14 protein-coding genes and 1 pseudogene are annotated in these 16,810 nt (G+C 61.6%); 12 read left to right on the forward strand and 3 right to left on the reverse strand.

Going from position 1 to position 16,810, the window contains the following annotated elements:
- Positions 1-2 precede the first annotated feature (2 nt).
- Positions 3-635: a glutathione S-transferase family protein gene (locus tag AC07T0_RS02110; RefSeq protein ID WP_494999633.1), complete on the reverse strand. Its 633-nt coding sequence runs from the start codon at positions 633-635 to the stop codon at positions 3-5.
- A gap of 83 nt (positions 636-718) precedes the next feature.
- Between AC07T0_RS02110 and AC07T0_RS02115 the strand changes: the two genes are divergently transcribed.
- The 11 genes and pseudogenes from AC07T0_RS02115 to AC07T0_RS02165 all read left to right on the forward strand — a co-directional run bounded on the left by AC07T0_RS02115 (position 719) and on the right by AC07T0_RS02165 (position 11,810).
- Positions 719-1,591, forward strand: coding sequence for a helix-turn-helix domain-containing protein (locus AC07T0_RS02115; RefSeq protein WP_494999634.1), 873 nt, complete (start codon positions 719-721; stop codon positions 1,589-1,591).
- 811 nt (positions 1,592-2,402) lie between these two features.
- Positions 2,403-3,005 (forward strand): annotated as a pseudogene (locus tag AC07T0_RS02120) (methyl-accepting chemotaxis protein); the annotation flags it as partial.
- 12 nt (positions 3,006-3,017) lie between these two features.
- A complete protein-coding gene (locus tag AC07T0_RS02125) occupies positions 3,018-3,386 on the forward strand; it encodes a response regulator (RefSeq protein ID WP_494999635.1) in 369 nt (122 codons plus the stop codon).
- A gap of 31 nt (positions 3,387-3,417) precedes the next feature.
- Positions 3,418-3,735 carry an STAS domain-containing protein gene (locus tag AC07T0_RS02130; RefSeq protein ID WP_494999636.1) on the forward strand — a complete coding sequence of 106 codons (318 nt, stop codon included), beginning with the start codon at positions 3,418-3,420 and terminating at the stop codon, positions 3,733-3,735.
- A 4-nt stretch (positions 3,736-3,739) separates the two neighbouring features.
- The gene (locus tag AC07T0_RS02135) at positions 3,740-5,875 is read left to right on the forward strand and encodes a chemotaxis protein CheA (RefSeq protein WP_494999637.1); all 2,136 of its coding nucleotides are present in this window, start codon (positions 3,740-3,742) and stop codon (positions 5,873-5,875) included.
- Positions 5,876-5,898: 23 nt separating this feature from the next.
- The gene (locus AC07T0_RS02140) at positions 5,899-8,301 is read left to right on the forward strand and encodes a methyl-accepting chemotaxis protein (protein ID WP_494999638.1); all 2,403 of its coding nucleotides are present in this window, start codon (positions 5,899-5,901) and stop codon (positions 8,299-8,301) included.
- A 3-nt stretch (positions 8,302-8,304) separates the two neighbouring features.
- On the forward strand, positions 8,305-8,817 hold the full coding sequence (locus AC07T0_RS02145; RefSeq protein WP_494999639.1) for a chemotaxis protein CheW: 513 nt from the start codon (positions 8,305-8,307) through the stop codon (positions 8,815-8,817).
- Positions 8,818-8,907: 90 nt separating this feature from the next.
- Positions 8,908-9,435, forward strand: a complete 528-nt coding sequence (locus tag AC07T0_RS02150; RefSeq protein ID WP_494999640.1) for a chemotaxis protein CheW — start codon at positions 8,908-8,910, stop codon at positions 9,433-9,435.
- The gene (locus tag AC07T0_RS02155) at positions 9,432-10,235 is read left to right on the forward strand and encodes a CheR family methyltransferase (RefSeq protein ID WP_494999641.1); all 804 of its coding nucleotides are present in this window, start codon (positions 9,432-9,434) and stop codon (positions 10,233-10,235) included. Before AC07T0_RS02150 ends, AC07T0_RS02155 begins: the two co-directional genes overlap by 4 nt.
- Positions 10,174-10,749, forward strand: coding sequence for a chemotaxis protein CheD (locus AC07T0_RS02160; RefSeq protein ID WP_494999642.1), 576 nt, complete (start codon positions 10,174-10,176; stop codon positions 10,747-10,749). Before AC07T0_RS02155 ends, AC07T0_RS02160 begins: the two co-directional genes overlap by 62 nt.
- Positions 10,746-11,810: a protein-glutamate methylesterase/protein-glutamine glutaminase gene (locus tag AC07T0_RS02165; RefSeq protein ID WP_494999643.1), complete on the forward strand. Its 1,065-nt coding sequence runs from the start codon at positions 10,746-10,748 to the stop codon at positions 11,808-11,810. The genes AC07T0_RS02160 and AC07T0_RS02165 overlap by 4 nt, the downstream gene beginning before the upstream one ends.
- A gap of 16 nt (positions 11,811-11,826) precedes the next feature.
- Here the strand turns inward: AC07T0_RS02165 and AC07T0_RS02170 are convergent, their stop codons facing one another.
- Both AC07T0_RS02170 and AC07T0_RS02175 read right to left on the reverse strand, forming a co-directional pair.
- A complete protein-coding gene (locus tag AC07T0_RS02170; RefSeq protein WP_494999644.1) occupies positions 11,827-12,456 on the reverse strand; it encodes a response regulator in 630 nt (209 codons plus the stop codon).
- Positions 12,453-15,197 (reverse strand): sensor histidine kinase, encoded by a 2,745-nt coding sequence (locus tag AC07T0_RS02175; RefSeq protein ID WP_494999645.1) that lies wholly within the window; start codon positions 15,195-15,197, stop codon positions 12,453-12,455. The genes AC07T0_RS02170 and AC07T0_RS02175 overlap by 4 nt, the downstream gene beginning before the upstream one ends.
- Before the next feature lie 357 nt (positions 15,198-15,554).
- On the opposite strand from AC07T0_RS02175, the gene AC07T0_RS02180 reads away from it, so the two are divergent.
- Positions 15,555-16,655, forward strand: a complete 1,101-nt coding sequence (locus tag AC07T0_RS02180) for an HD domain-containing phosphohydrolase (protein WP_494999646.1) — start codon at positions 15,555-15,557, stop codon at positions 16,653-16,655.
- Positions 16,656-16,810 lie beyond the last annotated feature (155 nt).

The raw sequence follows: 16,810 nt of genomic DNA on the forward strand, positions 1-16,810 counted from the left end.
GATCAGGGGTAGGCAGCTTCTTCTGCGGCCAACGCCAGCCATTGTTGTATCGGCGGGTAAGCCAATACATTGTCTACATAGCCCTGCAAAGTGGTGGGCACGGCAATCCCATAACGGCGGAAACGGAAGACCACCGGAGCAAACATCGCATCGACAATACCGAAGTCACCACAGAGGAATTGTGTTGAACCACTGACCTCGCGTAGATGGTTCCAGATGGCGAAAACCCGCTGGATATCCTCCCGGGTATCAGCGCTCAGCTCTTCAGGGATATCGCCGGTGTTCAGGCCGAACGACATCTGAGTGCGCAGGTCGCTGAAGCCCGCGTGCATTTCCGCCGCTGCGGCCCGTGCCAAAGTCTTGAGCCGAGGTTCCTCGGGCCATAGCCGGGCAGTAGGGTAGGTCTCGGCAATGTATTCGCAGATGGCCAGGCTGTCGTTGATCGCGAGGTCATCGAGCAGCAGTACCGGCACCTTGCCGGAGGGCGAATACTCAAGAATATGTTGCCGGGTCGTGCTCTGTTCCAATTTGACCTGAAGGGTTTCAAATGAAATATCGGCCTTCACAAGAGCCAGCCATGCGCGTAATGACCACGACGATTTATTGAAGTCGCCAATAACCAGTTTGATGGACATTGTTCCCTCTAGCTTGTGTGATGAACGAGGTGCTAAGTTTGGCCGCCGGGTTTTCCACCGTCTTGTACAAAACTGGACAGGCCATGCATGAAACGCCGTGTCACCAAGCCCCTGGTGATGACAAAGACTTTGTTCGGTTCTGGCGCATCGCTGAAGGTGGTTGCGAGCTGTTATCCGCACGCTACAGCACTCAATCCTTCGGCCGGCATTCCCATGATCGATATGCCCTTGGCGTGATCAGTGGCGGTGTTGAAAAGCTTTTCTACCGTGGCAGCCACTCCCTGGGGGGCGCCGGCAGTCTGGTCACCATTACCCCCGGCGAGATTCATGACGGTTTGCCAGGGTACGACCAGGGTTGGATGTACCGAATGCTCTACATCGACCCGCAATGGCTCAATCGGGTGGTGTTCCAGGGGCGTTATGCGAGCGATCACATCCACCTGTTTCAAACAGCCCTGGGTCCGGCCTCGGACTTTGCCCGAACCTTTTTGCGTCAACATCAAATCATTGAAAAGTCCCCTCCCGGCCTGGAGCGGGAAACTATCCTGTTGGACTTGCTGGCTCAATTGTTCGAGCGTTGCGACGCGGCCAGTGCATCGGTCGGTGCGGCTGAGCAGCACGCGGTGAAACGACTCAAGCAGAAACTCGAAGACGAGTTCGACCAGCCGATCTCCCTGGAAGAACTAGCCCGGTGGGTGAATCTTGAGCCGCTCTATCTGATCCGGGTGTTCAAGAAGCACGTTGGCGTCTCCCCGCACAGCTATCAGATCCAGAAAAGAATTGCCCGGGTCCAGGGCCTGCTGCGCACTGGGGCGAGCCTCGCCGAAGCGTCATTGGCCTGCGGTTTCTTCGATCAAAGCCATATGAGCCGGGCGTTCAAGAAAGTAGTCGGTGTCACCCCCGGCAGTTTCCGAAACGCCGACAATGAAAACCATCCGTCGACAGGGAATGCCTGAATAAAGGTTTTGAATCGGCAGAACCCCGAACCTGCTCCGTTTCAACGGGGCTAGGGATTTTCCTACCCCGTTCCCCATCATCCCTACCCTGAAATAGGGATGCTCCGATAGTTGCGCTGATGTCGCTGGGCCACTCTTTCTCCAGGCCACCAGAAATACCGGCACAGCGCTTTTACCTGATGCGCGACCGGTCTTCCGGTTTTCTGACCCGCCCTGATCTGGAGAGACGAAGGTGAAAGGACAGACGCTATCTTCCCCTGTGAATCTGACTCTGCTACCTGCGGTCTTGAGCGGTGCGCTCGGTTGCCTGGCGATCCTGCTCGGCATGGGCCTGAGCGGTCTGGCCATCGGCAGCTGTGTCGCCGTGCTGTTGGGCGCGCTGTTGATGGGCACGCTTGCCTTGCGTGCCCTGAGCGCCGGGCAACGCCACCAGGAACAGGAACTTGAGCAATGGCGCAAGCCAGCGCCGGTGTCGCCGGATGAGGGACTGGGCGAGGTATGCAGCCAGGTCCTGCCGATCTGGTGCCGTCAGATCGACGCGGCCCGTGGCCTCAGCGAAGAGTCGATTCTCAAGCTCAGCAATCGTTTCGCCACCTTGTCGGGTGACATCAGCGCTTCAGCTTCCAGGGACGCCGGGCAGACTTCCGGGACCCGGTTGGTGGCGATCCTCGAGGTCGGTCAACGTGACCTGGACGCGATTATGGTCGCGTTGCGCGGCGCCCTCCTGCGCAAGGAGTCGGAGCTCAAGGAAGTATTGATGCTGTCCGACTTCACCTCGCAGTTGCAGGAGATGGCCAAATTTGTCGGTGATATCGCCCGGCAGACCAATCTGCTGGCGCTTAACGCGGCCATCGAGGCGGCCCGCGCCGGTGAAGCCGGCCGCGGTTTCGCGGTGGTGGCGGATGAAGTGCGCAAGCTGTCCAGCCTGTCCGGTGATACCGGTCTGAAAATCAGCGAAACAGTCAACACGGTCAATGCGGCGATCGCCAGGACGGTCGAGCTGTCCCGGCATCAGGCGCAGCAGGACTCGCAAACCCTGGCCCATTCCGAACAACTGGTGTCCCAGGTCATCGAGCATTTCCGGTACAACGCCCAGGCCATCGTCGACACCAGCAGCTCCCTGCAGCAGCAGAGCGAAAACGTGGCGAGCGAGATTGCCGATGTGCTGGTGGCGCTGCAGTTTCAGGATCGGGTCAGCCAGATGCTCAACCTGGTCAACAACGACCTCGGCAAGCTGCATGAGCAGATGAACCAACGTCAACAACTCAGCCAGGCCGGCGTCACGCCGCCGCCAATCGGCGCCCATGACTGGCTCGAGCAACTGGCCAGTACCTACACCATGCCAGAGCAGCACGCGATTCATCACGGCAAGTCCCTGGCTGGCAATGCTTCATCCGACATCACCTTTTTCTAGGGAGTATCCCCCATGAACAAAACCATTCTGATCGTCGATGACTCCGCCTCCATTCGCCAGGTGGTCAGCATCACCCTCAAGGGCGCCGGTTACGACGTGATCGAGGGCTGTGACGGCAGAGATGCGCTGAGCAAGCTTGACGGTCGCAAGATCCACCTGATCGTCAGCGACGTGAATATGCCGAACATGGACGGCCTCAGCTTCGTCAAGGCCGCCAAGCAGCTGCCGGCCTACAAGTTCACGCCGGTAATCATGTTGACCACCGAAGCTTCGGAATCGATGAAACAGCAGGGCCAGGCCATTGGCGCGAAGGCCTGGATGGTCAAGCCCTTCCAGCCGGCCCAGATGCTCAGTGCCGTGTCCAAATTGATCATGCCGTAGCCGTCCGGGACGCCCTGGAAAGGAGATTGTCATGCCACACACCATGCCTTGCCTGCGCCGGATCCTGGTTCTTGAGGGACCGCTGACCATCTACACCGCGACCGAGCGCCGGGACCTGTTGCTGGAACTGTTTCCCCTGGCGCAAGAGGTGGAGATGGACCTGGGCAGTGTCGACGAACTGGACACCGCCGGCCTGCAGTTGCTGGTGCTGGCCAAGCAGGAGTCGATCCGTCAGGGCAGCACCCTGATCCTGAGCAATCACAGCGCCGCGGTACTCCAGGCCTTCGACTTGAGCGGCTTGCACCACTATTTCGCTGAGCCGCTTGCCGCTCATGCGCAGAGAGGCTGACGCCATGACCTCGCCGATGAACCTGGACGATGTGCTGCAGACCTTTATCGCCGAAAGCCAGGAGCTGTTGTTGCTGATGGAGGATGCACTGCTGCAGATCGAGCAGGTCCCCGATGACGTTGACACCATTAATGCGTTGTTTCGCGTGGCCCACACCATCAAGGGCTCTGCCGGCCTGTTTGGCCTGACCCCCATCGTCGCCTTCACCCATGTGGCGGAAAGCGTGCTGGACCGGGTCCGCGGCAATGAGCTACGGGTCGACGAAGCACTCAGTGCGTTGTTCCTGCAGGTTCGCGACCACCTGGGCGAACTCATCGACCTGCTCGCCAGCCATGGCGACCTGCAAGGTCTCACCGCCGACCACGAGCGGCAGGGCAGCGCGTTGGTTGCCCGGCTCAATCGTTACCTACAGCCGTCGCTGGCGCCGGAACAAGCGGCGCCCGTGGACACGCCGGCGAGCGATTCGGCGGATGGATTTCGTCATTGGCACCTGTCGCTGCGTTTCGGCGCCGATGTGCTGCGCAATGGCATGGATCCCTTGTCCTTTCTGCGTTACCTCAAGAGTTTCGGGCAGATCACCGGGGTCGTCTGCATGACCGACCGCCTGCCCGAGGTCGCGGCCATGGACCCGGAAAGCTGCTACCTGGGGTTCGAGTTGGGGTTTGTCAGTGAGGCCGATCAGGCGACTATCGAAAGCGCCTTCGACTTCGTTCGTGAAGACAGCCAGATCTGCGTGCTGCCGCCCACACGCCAAGTCGCGGACTTCCAGGCGCTGATCGGCCGCCTGGGCAGCGACCCGGAGGTTTTGCTGGAGGCGTTCATCGCTTGTGGCTCGCTGACCCGGGAGGACTGGCTGCAGGCGACTCAAGCAGCGGCTCCCGAAGCCGTGCTGGACCCACCGCTACCTCAAGCTGACGGGCAGTCCCGTGCCAAGGCTCCGAGGGAGGCGCGCGCGGTCGAGGGCAACCTGATTCGCGTCGATGCCGGCAAGCTGGATCAACTGATCAATCTGGTGGGCGAACTGATTATCGCCGGCGCCGGTGCCAACCTGGTGGCGGTGCGTAGCGGTATCGGCGAGATGATCGAGGCCGCCAGTTCCCTGTCGCGTCTGGTCGAGGAGGTGCGCGACAGTGCCCTGACCCTGCGCATGGTGCAGATCGGCGCCACTTTCAACCGCTTCCAGCGGGTGGTCCGCGATGTCTCCAAGGAACTGGGCAAGGACATTGTCCTGGAGGTCAACGGTGCGGAAACCGAACTGGACAAGACCGTGGTCGAGCGCATTGGCGACCCCCTGACCCACCTGGTGCGCAACGCCATGGATCACGGCATCGAAGCCCTGCAACTGCGCCGCGAGCGGGGCAAACCGGCGCAGGGCTGCGTTCGCCTCAACGCCTATCACGAGGCCAGCAGCATTGTCATCGAAGTCTCCGACGACGGTGGTGGCCTGAACAAACAACGGATTCTGGCCAAGGCCCGGGAGCGGGGGCTGCTGGCCGAAGGGCAGGTGCTGGCGGACAAGGACATTCTCAACCTGATTTTCGAGCCGGGTTTTTCCACCGCCGAGCAGGTCAGCAGCCTCTCCGGACGCGGCGTGGGCATGGATGTGGTGAAGCGAAACATCCTTGCGCTGCGCGGCAGCGTCAATCTGGAAAGCGAGGAGGGCGTCGGCACCACGGTGCGCATCCGTCTGCCACTGACCCTGGCGATCATCGATGGCTTTCTCATCGGGGTCGGCAAGGCCTCTTATGTGGTGCCCCTGGACATGGTCGAGGAGTGTATCGAGCTGAGCGCCGATGATCGCAACAACCAAGACTATCTGGACCTGCGCGGCTCGGTGCTGCCGGTCCTGCGGCTACGGGAGATGTTTGCCATCAACGAGCCGCACCATGGCCGTGAAAACATTGTGGTAGTGCATTACGCCGGCGTTCGGGTGGGGCTTGTGGTTGATCAACTGTTGGGTGAATTCCAGACCGTGATCAAGCCGCTGGGCAAGCTGTTCGGCAGGGCCCATGGATTGGGCGGTTTCACCATTTTAGGGAGCGGCGCGGTGGCGCTGATCCTGGATATTCCCAACTTACTTGGGCAAGTCGCCAGCCAGCAGAAGCACGGCACGACCCTCAGCCCTGAACTGACTCAATAGCCTTCACCCTGGAGTGCAGCCTCATGACCGTCAAAAAGAATATCTCGCTGTTGGTCGCGTCCGCCCTGCTGGGCATCCTGATCCTGGGGGCCGTCAGCCTCTACCTGATGGGCGGGGTCAGAACCATGGCCAGCTATGCCCAAGTCAATACGGTTCCCAGTGTGGTCTTGCTGGACCAGGTGGCCGAGACCCTGGCCGATAGCCACGTTCATCAGTGGCAGAGTCTTTCCGCGCCGCTCGACAGCCGCTCTTCGCCGCTCGACAAGGCTCAGGCGTCGGTGACCCAGGCACTGGATCGCTATCAGAAAGAGTTGATTTCCGACGATCATGACACGGCGTTGCTCAATAGCCTGCGCAGTCGCATCGATGGCTATAACCATGGCCTGGAACGTTTCGACAGCCTGCTCAAAGGGGGTGATCAGGCAGCGGCGCGCGGCCTGTTGCTCGACAGCGAAGCGGCTCTGGATAAAGTCACCGCGGCCTTGAGCGATATGCGCCAGTACAACCTGGAGCTGGGCAGCAAGGCGGCCCAGGCCGCGACCGCCACGGAGCAGACCGCGTTCTATACCGTGGTCCTGGTGGGGGGCGTCACCCTGCTGGTCACCATCCTGCTGGGCGTTTTCCTGGCTCGAGGCTTGTTGCGCACCCTGGGGGGGGAGCCGGATGAAGTCCGGGTTCTGACCGATCGCCTGGTCACCGGTCAATTGGAAGCCATGACCAGTGGCAATGCTGCAACCGCTTCGGGCTTGCTGGGTTCCATGCAGCAACTGAGCGGCACCCTGAACCAGCTGATCACGGAAATGAACCACATGTCCGCCGAGCACGATAAAGGCGACATTGAGGTGCAGATCGAGGCCGGCCGTTTCGCCGGAAGCTACGGACTGATGGCCCAGGGGATCAACACTATGGTCAACGGCCATATCAGCGTGAAGAAACAAGCCATGGCCTGCATCAAGTCGATCAGCGAGGGCGATCTGGGCGCGCCGCTCCAGGCTTTCCCCGGCAAGAAAGCCTTTATCAATGTCACCATCGAACACCTGCGCAGCACGATCATGACCTTGATCGAAGAGATGCGCCGGATGTCGGACGAGCATGAGAAAGGCGACATCGATGTGCAGATCGATGCGCAGAAATTCCAGGGTTCCTACCGTCAGATCGCCCAGGGCATCAACGATATGGTCAACGGCCACATCAGCGTGAAGAAACAAGCCATGGCCTGTATCCGCGCGTTCGGCGAGGGCGATCTGTCGGCGCCCCTGGCCCGTTTCCCCGGCAAGAAAGCCTTTATCAACGAGCACATCGAGCAGTTGCGCAGCAATATCCAGGCGCTGGTCGAAGACACTCGCCGGTTGAGCGAGGATGCCGTGGTCGGCAAACTCGACACCCGCGCCGACAGCGCTCGGCACCAGGGCGACTTCCGCCGCATCGTCGAGGGCGTCAACAGCACTCTGGACTCGATCGTCGCCCCGCTCAGCGAGGCGATGGAAGTCATGGCGGCGCTGTCCGGCGGCGATCTGACCCGCAGCGTCAAGGGGCATTATCAGGGCAGCCTGCAAGACCTGAAAAACTCGGTCAACGAGACGGTCGGCAAGCTCTCGCAAATCATCGGTGAAGTGCGCAGTTCCGCCGATTCGCTGTCCAGTGCTTCGGAAGAGATTTCCGCCACCGCGCAAAGCATCAGCCAGTCGGCGTCGATGCAAGCGGCTTCGGTCGAGGAAACCTCGGCGTCGCTGGAGCAGATGTCGGCTTCGATTGCCCAGAACACCGAGAACGCCAAAGTCACCGACGGCATGGCGGGCAAGGCCACCAAGGAAGCCAGCGAAGGAGGGCAGGCGGTGAAAGACACTGTCTCGGCGATGAAAACCATTGCCGAGAAGATCGGCATCGTTGACTCGATTGCTTATCAGACCAACCTGCTGGCGCTCAACGCGGCGATTGAAGCGGCCCGCGCCGGTGAGCATGGCAAGGGCTTTGCCGTGGTCGCGGCCGAGGTGCGCAAGCTGGCCGAACGGAGTCAGATCGCGGCCCAGGAGATCGGCCAGGTGGCGAAAAACAGCGTGGCCCTGGCCGAGCGCGCGGGCAGCCTGCTGGATGAAATCGTGCCCTCGATCACCAAGACCTCCGACCTGGTCCAGGAAATTGCCGCCGCTTCCGAGGAGCAGTCGATTGGCTCCGAACAGATCAATGGGGCCATGTCGCAGATGAGCCAGATTACCCAGCAGAATGCCTCGGCCTCCGAGGAACTGGCGGCCACGGCCGAGGAAATGAGCAGCCAGGCCGAGCAGTTGCAGGAACTGATGGGCTTTTTCACCCTGCAGGGCGGTGCGACGGTCGCCCCGGCGCTGCGAGTGGCCCCTTCCAGCCAGCGGGGCATGCAGGACCGCGAGCATGCCCATGAGGGCGGTTTCATTCGCTTCGGGAGTTAAGCCATGAACCCAGTCGCCGCCAGCGTCCTCGAACCGGAGGCGCAGAACCCGGGAGCGAGCGAGCCCGCGCAGTTCCTGACATTCACCTCGGCCAGGGAGGCCTACGCCATCGATACCTTGTGCGTGCGCGAGATCATCGAGTACGGCCAGGTCACCCAGGTGCCGATGATGCCGGACTTTATCCGTGGGGTGATCAACCTGCGAGGCTCTGTGGTACCGGTGATCGATCTGCAGGCGCGTTTCAGCAAAGGCACCACGCAACAGGGCAGTCGTACCTGCATCGTGATCCTCGAGGTGTACCAGGAGGGCGACGCGCAGGTGCTGGGCATCGTCGTCGACTCGGTCAGCGAGGTGATCGAGATCGACCTGGGCGACATCAAGCCGGCCCCGGTGATCGGCAACCGGATCCGTGGGGATTTCATCCGCGGCATGGTCCGGGTCCGGGGTGAGTTCCTGACCTTGCTGCAAGTCGACCAGGTGCTCTGCGTCAGCGAAATCGCCGGCCAACTGCACTGAGTGCTGTCGATCGGGCGCCGGGCAAGCGGGTGCCTCTGTCCAATCTTGAGAAGGGACCGGCCGTTCACGGCCGGCCCCCGGGAGTGAGCCATGTCTGAATCCAATTCGCCGCTGCGGCCCCCACGGGATGCGGTGCCGACCCAGTACCTGACGTTCAGCCTGGGCCAGGAGATGTTTGCCGTTGGCACCTTGAGTGTCCGCGAGATCGTCGAGTACGGGCCGATTACCGCGCTGCCGCTGGCACCGCCGAGCATTCGCGGGGTGACCAACCTGCGTGGCGCGGCGATTCCGGTGCTGGACCTGGGGCTGCGTTTCGGTGGCAGCCTGACGCAGCAGAGTGCACGCACCTGCATCGTCATGTTGGAAACCCGTGGAGCGGGCAGCTCCGGTCTGGTGGGCATCATTGTCGACGCGGTCAGCGAGGTGCTGGAGATCGCCCGGGACCAGATCGAACCCGCGCCAGCGCTCAATGGGCGCCTGAGCCCGGCCTTTGTCCTGGGCATTGGCAAGCTCAGTAGTGGCTTCGTCCTGTTACTGGACATCGAGCAGATTCTCAGCGCGGACGACTGGTCGGTGTTGCAACCCCAGGGTGCGCTGGCACAAGGACTGGCGTCATGAATGTGATTCTCTCAGACAATGAGTTCCAGCAGTTTCGCTCGATGATCCGCGAGATCGCGGGCATCAGCATGTCCGATGCGAAGAAACAGTTGATCAGTGGCCGTCTGGCCAAGCGCCTGCAGTTTTTCAAGCTGACCACCTATGGTGGCTATTATCGCCTGCTGATGAAAGACAAGGCCGAACTGCAGATGGCCGTGGACCTGTTGACCACCAACGAAACCTATTTTTTCCGCGAGCCCAGGCACTTCGAATTCCTCCAGGAGGTCATTCTCCCCGAGTTACGGGGGCCGGCTCCGGTGCGGGTCTGGAGTGGCGCCTGCTCGACTGGCGAGGAGCCCTACACCCTGGCCATGGTCCTGGCCGATAGCCTGGGCACGCGGCCGTGGGAGATCCTCGCTTCGGATATCAGTAGCCGGGTCCTCGACAAGGCCCGCACCGGGCGCTACCCGCTGGATGCCATCAAGGGCATTCCCGAAGCGCTGTTGAACAAGTACTGCCTCAAAGGTGTCGGCAGTAACTCCGGCATTTTCATGGTGGATCCGGCGCTGACATCGCGCATCGATTTCACCGCGCTCAACCTGAACAACCCGATACCCGCGGTGGGTCAGTTCGATGTGATTTTCCTGCGCAACGTGATGATCTATTTCGACAACCAGACCAAGTCTCAGGTGGTGCAGCGTCTGCTCAAGCACCTCAAACCCGGTGGTTACTTCGTCATTAGCCATTCGGAGAGCCTGAATGGAATTACCGATGATGTGCAGTTGGTCAAACCCTCCGTCTACCGCAAGCCCGCAGCGTGAAGCGCCTGAGGTGGTGGAGCATTTCCTGCAACCCGGCGAAGTGGTGTTCGGCGGACGGCAACTGCGCTTGCGGACCTTGTTGGGGTCCTGCGTAGCCCTGGTGCTGTGGCATCCGCAGCGGTTACTGGGAGGGATGTGTCATTACATGTTGCCCCTGCGCCATGGACGGGGCTCGGGCGACCTCAACGGTCGTTACGCGAGCGACGCGCTGGCGTTGCTGTTCACCTTCATTCGCCAGGCCGAGGCGCGGCCCGAGCAGTTCGTCGTCAGTGTCTTTGGCGGCGGCGACATGTTTCCCAGTGTCCGGCGGCAGGGTGGTGTCGGCATCGGCGAGCTGAATGTGAATGCCGCCCGGCGTCTGATCCAGGCCCATGGCCTGCGCTGCGAGGTGTATCACGTGGGTGGCCAGGGTTATCGCAGCCTGGTGTTCGATGTCGCCAGCGGTCGTCTGCAACTCAACCATACCGACTCGGCCCCAAGCCCGACCGAGCCCCCGAGGAGTCGCGCCAGATGACGGATATCAAGGTGTTGATTGTCGACGACTCGGCGGTGGTGCGTCAGGTCTTGAGCGCGACCCTGGGCCAGGCCAGCGGGATCGAAGTCATCGGTGTCGCGGCCGATCCGCTCTTCGCCATGGAAAAGATGAGCAAGCAATGGCCGGACGTGATTGTGCTGGATGTGGAGATGCCACGCATGGATGGTATTACCTTCCTGAAAAAACTCATGGCTGAACGGCCGACCCCGGTGGTGATCTGCTCGACCCTGACCGAGAAGGGCGCCAAGACCACCTTGCAGGCCCTGGCGGCGGGAGCGGTGAGTATCGTCAGCAAACCCCAGTCCAACCTGCGCCAGTTCCTGACCGAGAGTGCCGAAGAACTGATACACGCGGTCAAGGCTGCGGCCAAGGCCAATATGAAGCGGGTCCTGACTCCCGAGGTCCCACCCAGGCTCACGGCCGACGCCATCCTGCCCGCGGGCAGCACGGCCATGCTACGCACGACCGAAAGCATCGTGGCCATGGGTACTTCCACCGGTGGCACCCAGGCCCTGGAGCAGGTGCTGCGGGTGTTGCCGCGGGTTTGCCCGGGGATTGTCATCGTCCAGCACATGCCGGAAAAATTTACCGAGGCTTTTGCCGAACGCCTTAACCAGGTCTGCGCGATCGAAGTCCGTGAGGCCAGGCACGGCGACCGGGTGATGCCGGGGCGTGCGTTGATCGCCCCGGGGGGCCATCACATGCTGGTCAAACGCAGTGGTGCGCAGTATCAGGTGGAGATTGTCGAAGGTCCGCCTGTCAGCCGGCACCGGCCTTCGGTCGACGTGCTATTCCGTTCGGTTGCGCGTGGCGCCGGCAGCAACGCCCTGGGCATCATCATGACCGGGATGGGCGATGACGGCGCCCGGGGGTTGAAGGAAATGCGCGAGGCCGGCGCCAGGACCCTCGGCCAGGATGAGGCGTCTTGTGTGGTTTACGGCATGCCGCGGGAGGCGTTCAAGCTGGGGGCGGTCGAGCGGGAGTTGCCGCTGGAGCAGATTGCCGGGGCGATCCTCGGCATCTGCGGACACGCTCGCTGAGGAGCCCGGGACCGGCTCAGACCAGTCCCTGGCTCAGGGCATAGCGCACCAGGTCGGTGCTGGTGGTGAAGCACATCTTCTCCATCAACCGGGTCTTGTGGGTGCTCACGGTCTTGTTGCTGATCACCAGTTGTTCGGCGATCTGATTGACACTCAGGCCCTGTGCCAGCATGCGCAGAATCTGGAATTCCCGTGCCGAAAGCGCTTGCGACGGGCTTTCGGGGGACAAGCCGCTGCTTTGCAGGGCGATCTGTTCGGCCAGTTCCGGATCAAGGTAGCGACCGCCGCCGCCGACCTTGCGGATGGCGGCCAGCAGGGTCTCCGGATCGTGGTCCTTGGTCATGTAGCCCGAAGCCCCGGCACGCAGGGCCCGCTGAGCGATATGGGCTTCGTTGTGCATGCTCAGGATCAGCATCGGCAGCTTGGGGTAGTGGGCGTGGATACGCCCGATCAGATCCTCGCCGCTGCTACCGGGCATGGTCATGTCGAGCAGTAAGACGTCGATCTCGGTGTGGCGCAGCAGGTCCAGGACCTGGGCGCCATTCTCCGCTTCGGCGACCACGCAAAAGTCCTTGACCAGGGCGAACAGCTGCTTGAGGCCTTCGCGCATTATTCGGTGGTCGTCGGCTACCATCAGTCGGATCATGAGTCGTGGGTCCTTGAGTCGGGTACCTTCAGCTGCACGGTGGTGCCGCCGCCGATTTTGCTGGAAATCTGGGTGGTGCCGCCCAGGGTCAGGCCACGTTCGCGCATGCCCAGCAGTCCGAGGGTCTTGCCGGATAACCCGCGTTGCTCGAAGCCCTTGCCGTTGTCGGTGATTTCCAGCGACCAGCCACTGACGGTTTTTTCCAACGTCACCCTGACGCGGCTGGCCTCGGCATGACGGGCGATATTGGTCAGCGATTCCTGGGCGATCCGAAAGGCCGCGGTGGCGGCGGCATCCTCCAGTTGCACCGGTTGTCGGGGGATCTGCAAGTCGCAGACGATGCCCCATTGTTGTCTGAACGTGTCGGTCAGCCACTCGAGGGCGGGCACCAGTCCCATATTGAGGATCGACGGGCGCAGGCTGGTGGAAATGTTTCTCACCACCTGGACGGTCTGATCGATCAGTTGCAGCAGGCGCGTGACCTGCTCACTGAGTTGCGGCACTTGCTCGCCATACTGAAAGCGCAGCAGCGAAGTGCCCATGCGGATCGCCGTCAGGTGCTGCCCCAGTTCGTCATGAATTTCCTGGGCGATCAGCTTGCGCTCCTCTTCCCGGGCACTTTCCCGGCTGGACATCAGTTGCCGCAGTTGATTGTTCAGCGTGACCAGGCGCCGCTCGGCCACCCGCAGTTTGGAAATATCACGGACCACCACCAGCACGGTGCCGATGCGCCCCTGGACGTCCTGTTCCGGAACCAGGCTGATGTGGTAGACCCGTTGCAAGCGTCGCTGGCCGCTGAGCACATACTCGTGCTCCAGCGGCTGGCCGGTTTCCACTGCTTCGATCAGCGCATCCTGGAGCAGCTGGCTTTGCAGGTTGCGGGGCAGAACCTGCGGCAGGCGTTTATGCAGCAACCTGGCCTTGGGCCGGTCAAGCCAGCGTTCCAGCGCCGGATTGATAAACAGCAGCTTGCCGGACGGGCTCAGGCGCGCGATGCCATCCGGGGAGTTTTCCACCAGGGTGCCGATTTCCTGTTGGCGGGCCCGTTCGTTACGCTGGATTTCCCGCAGGTCGGTGATGTTTCGGGCGATGCACACCATTCGGTGCAGGCGGCCGTTGGCGTCGGCGACCGGCACCAGGTTGAAATGGATAAAGAGCGAGCGCTCACCACAGGGCAGGTGGGCATCGAGCTCGATGGGGGCACCGACCGCGATGCAGTGTTGGCAGATGGCTTCGACCACTTGCGCGGCTTCGCCCGGTAGCCATTGGTCCAGGGCTTGCCCGATCAGGTCCGCATGTTTCCTGGCGAGCATCTGGCATAGCATCGGATTGGCCTCCAGGCAACTGAGTTGCTGGTCGGCATCGATGGCCAGCAGGCAAAGCATGTCCTGGGTGTGATCGAAGACTTCGCGGTAGCGGCGTTCGCTTTGCGCCAGGCTATCCAGGGCCGAGCAACGTTCCCAGGCAATGGAGCCTATATGGCTGGCCATTTGTGCATACTTGCGGTCCTGGTCATGCAGGGCCTGTTCCGCGTTGATCAGCAGTACGATGACTCCCAGCGTCCGACCGCTGCTATTGACCACCGGCTCCAGCCAGCAGCCCCGATAGCCGGCCAGCAGGGCGGGGGCGCTGAAGCTCTGGTGCGCGGCATCGGTCCTCAGGTCGTCGATCAACCGGCGTTGCTCGAAGAATCCGGGAAAGCGGTTCAGGTCCGCGGCCAGGCAGGCCTGAAGCGACCGCGGGTCATCGGGCGGCAGGGGCGGGTTGCTGCTGCCGGGCTCTGTCTTGAACACGATGGCATGGCGAAACTCGGGTGTCAGCACCTCCAGGTAGGTGCTCAACAACGGCAGCACTGTCTGCAGCGCACCGTCGATGATCATCACCTGGAAAATCGCCGAGCGGGCGTTCTCCGCGCGTTCCTGTTGCCGCAACGAGCTGACATTCTGGGCCATGACCAGGACCCCGGAGATTTCGGCGCTATCCTCGTGTTCCACCGTCAGGCTGCACAGGAATGCCACGGAGCGTCCGGAGTAGGGATCCTTGCTTTCCAGCAACTGGGTGGCCGGGATGCCGGTGGACAGGGTGTGTTGCAACTGCGCGCGGAAATCCTCGTCGATCGGTTGTGTGTGGGGCCCCTGGGACGACGTGCGCTCGATGCCGGGAACATCGGGAAAACCGCGGGTGCGTTCGAACTCGGGGTTGGCGTAGATACGTTGTCCGAGCCGGTTGTAACGCAGGATGATGTTGGGCGAGTTTTGCGCCAGGGAACGGTACTTCTGTTCGTTGCTCAGCAGCGCCTGGCGCAAGGCCAGGTGCTCGCTGATGTCCTCGAGCTGGGACACGTAGTAAAGGGCTTCGCCTTGCGGGTTGCGCGCGACGCCGATGGTCAAGCGCGCCCAGAGCAGGCTGCCGTCCTTGCGCAGGTAACGCTTTTCCAGGGTCAGGCTCGCGCGCTGGCCCTGGACCAGCCTGGGTACTTCATCCCTGCCGACCTGGAGGTCATCGGGGTGGGTCAGTTGCTGGAACGAGGTGCGGCGCAGCTCTGCTTCGGTGTAGCCGAGCATCCGGCAGAGCATCTGGTTGGCGGCGATCCATTCGCCGCTCAGGCGCAGCAAGGCCAGGCCAGTACCGGCGGAATCGAAGGCCAGGCGATAGTCTTGCTCGGCGGGGCCCGGCAGCAGGGCATCGGTTTCCTCCGCGCCTGGCGTGGGAGCGACCTCAGGTGTCACGGTTGAATCCATTCGCCTTTCCCCCGGTTATCCTGTCTGGAGCATAGCGTAAGCCCCCGATAGTATGAACAGCCGCTCGGTTGGGGGCATGGGGTCGCCGGTCAGCGCCTGATCCAGGCGGGCCCAGTGGCTCGATTGCGTCTTGACCCCTCTGCCGACGGAAGGACGGTTGGCCGCTTGGACAAACGTCTAAGGTATGAATAGGATGATATCAATATGATGCTATGTTGCTGATGCCATATCGTCGAACATTTCGAAGAAAACCGCCCCGCTTCACAGGATCATCCCGCCCCGGGGGATCTGCTGTGCTTTTGCCGGTATCGACAGCGCTCCTTCCGACGGGACACTGGCCATGGGAGTGACGGATTTATGTTTTCCAAAGTCAACGCTGAAAGTGAAATCGTCATCATCGATGATGTTCCGCTCAATCTCCGGCTGCTGGATTCGTGTTTGCGGGCCTCGGGACTCAATAACATCAGAACTTTCTCCGACTCCACCTCAGGGCTTGCCTGGCTACAGTCCAACCCTTGGGACTTGTTGCTGCTGGACCTGTATATGCCGGCACCCGATGGTTTCGAGATTCTTGAGCGGCTCAAGCAGCGCAGTCGGATCGAATCGCCGATTATTATCGTGACGGCCCTGAATGATCCGAAGAACCGTCGCAAAGGCTTGGAGATGGGGGCCAACGACTTTATCTGCAAACCCATCGATCTGCCGGAGGTACTGTTGCGCGTACGTAGTTGCCTGGAACTGGCCCAGGCCACCCGGTTGTTGCGCGACACCAATGGCGAACTGGAGCGCAAGGTCGAACGACGTACCGCCCAGTTGGAGGCCGGCTACCAGGCGATCATCAAGAGCCTGAGCCGGGCCGCCAGTTACCGTGACCACGATAGCGGCAGTCATATCCGTCGCATCGGCGACTCCGCGGCCATGCTGGCCAAGGCTGTCGGTATGCCCCGGCAATGGTGTGAACTGATCCGCATGGCGGCGCCGATGCACGATGTCGGGGAAATCGGCATAGAAGACGCGATATTGCAAAAGCCCGGGGCGCTGACAGCGCTGGAACGCGAAGTCATGCAGGAACATCCGCGCATTGGTTATGAAATATTGCATGACAGCAATGGCTCTCCTGTCACCGACCTGGCGGCGGAGATTGCCCTGGCCCATCACGAGCGTTGGGACGGCAGCGGCTACCCCAGCCGTTTGCGAGGCGAGGCGATCCCGTTGTCGGGCCGGATCGTGGCGATTTGTGATGTCTATGATGCTCTCAGGATGCCGCGTCCCTACAAGCAGGCCTGGAGCGTCGAGCGTTCAAGGGAATATCTCTGCGAACAGGCTGGCCGGCATTTTGACCCGCAGCTGGTGGATCTCTTCTGCGGCTTGCTGGATGAAGTTGAGCGACTGGATGTGGTCGCCAAACCCGGTCAGTGCGGGGACAGTGATCCTGCCACGAATCGTGGCCTTCCGTAGGAGAACCGCCCAAGCGGTCTCTTGAAATGTGCGTTCGTCCGTTTCCACACGCTTATCCTCCGTTGGTTCTAAAGAAAGAAACGCCAGCGCCGACAGTTGTAAGGAGGAAGCCTTCATTTTTGGTCAGCTACCTGAAACGGACGAGCGCTGCACGC

The organism is Pseudomonas sp. GW821-FHT04D07 (assembly GCF_059420225.1).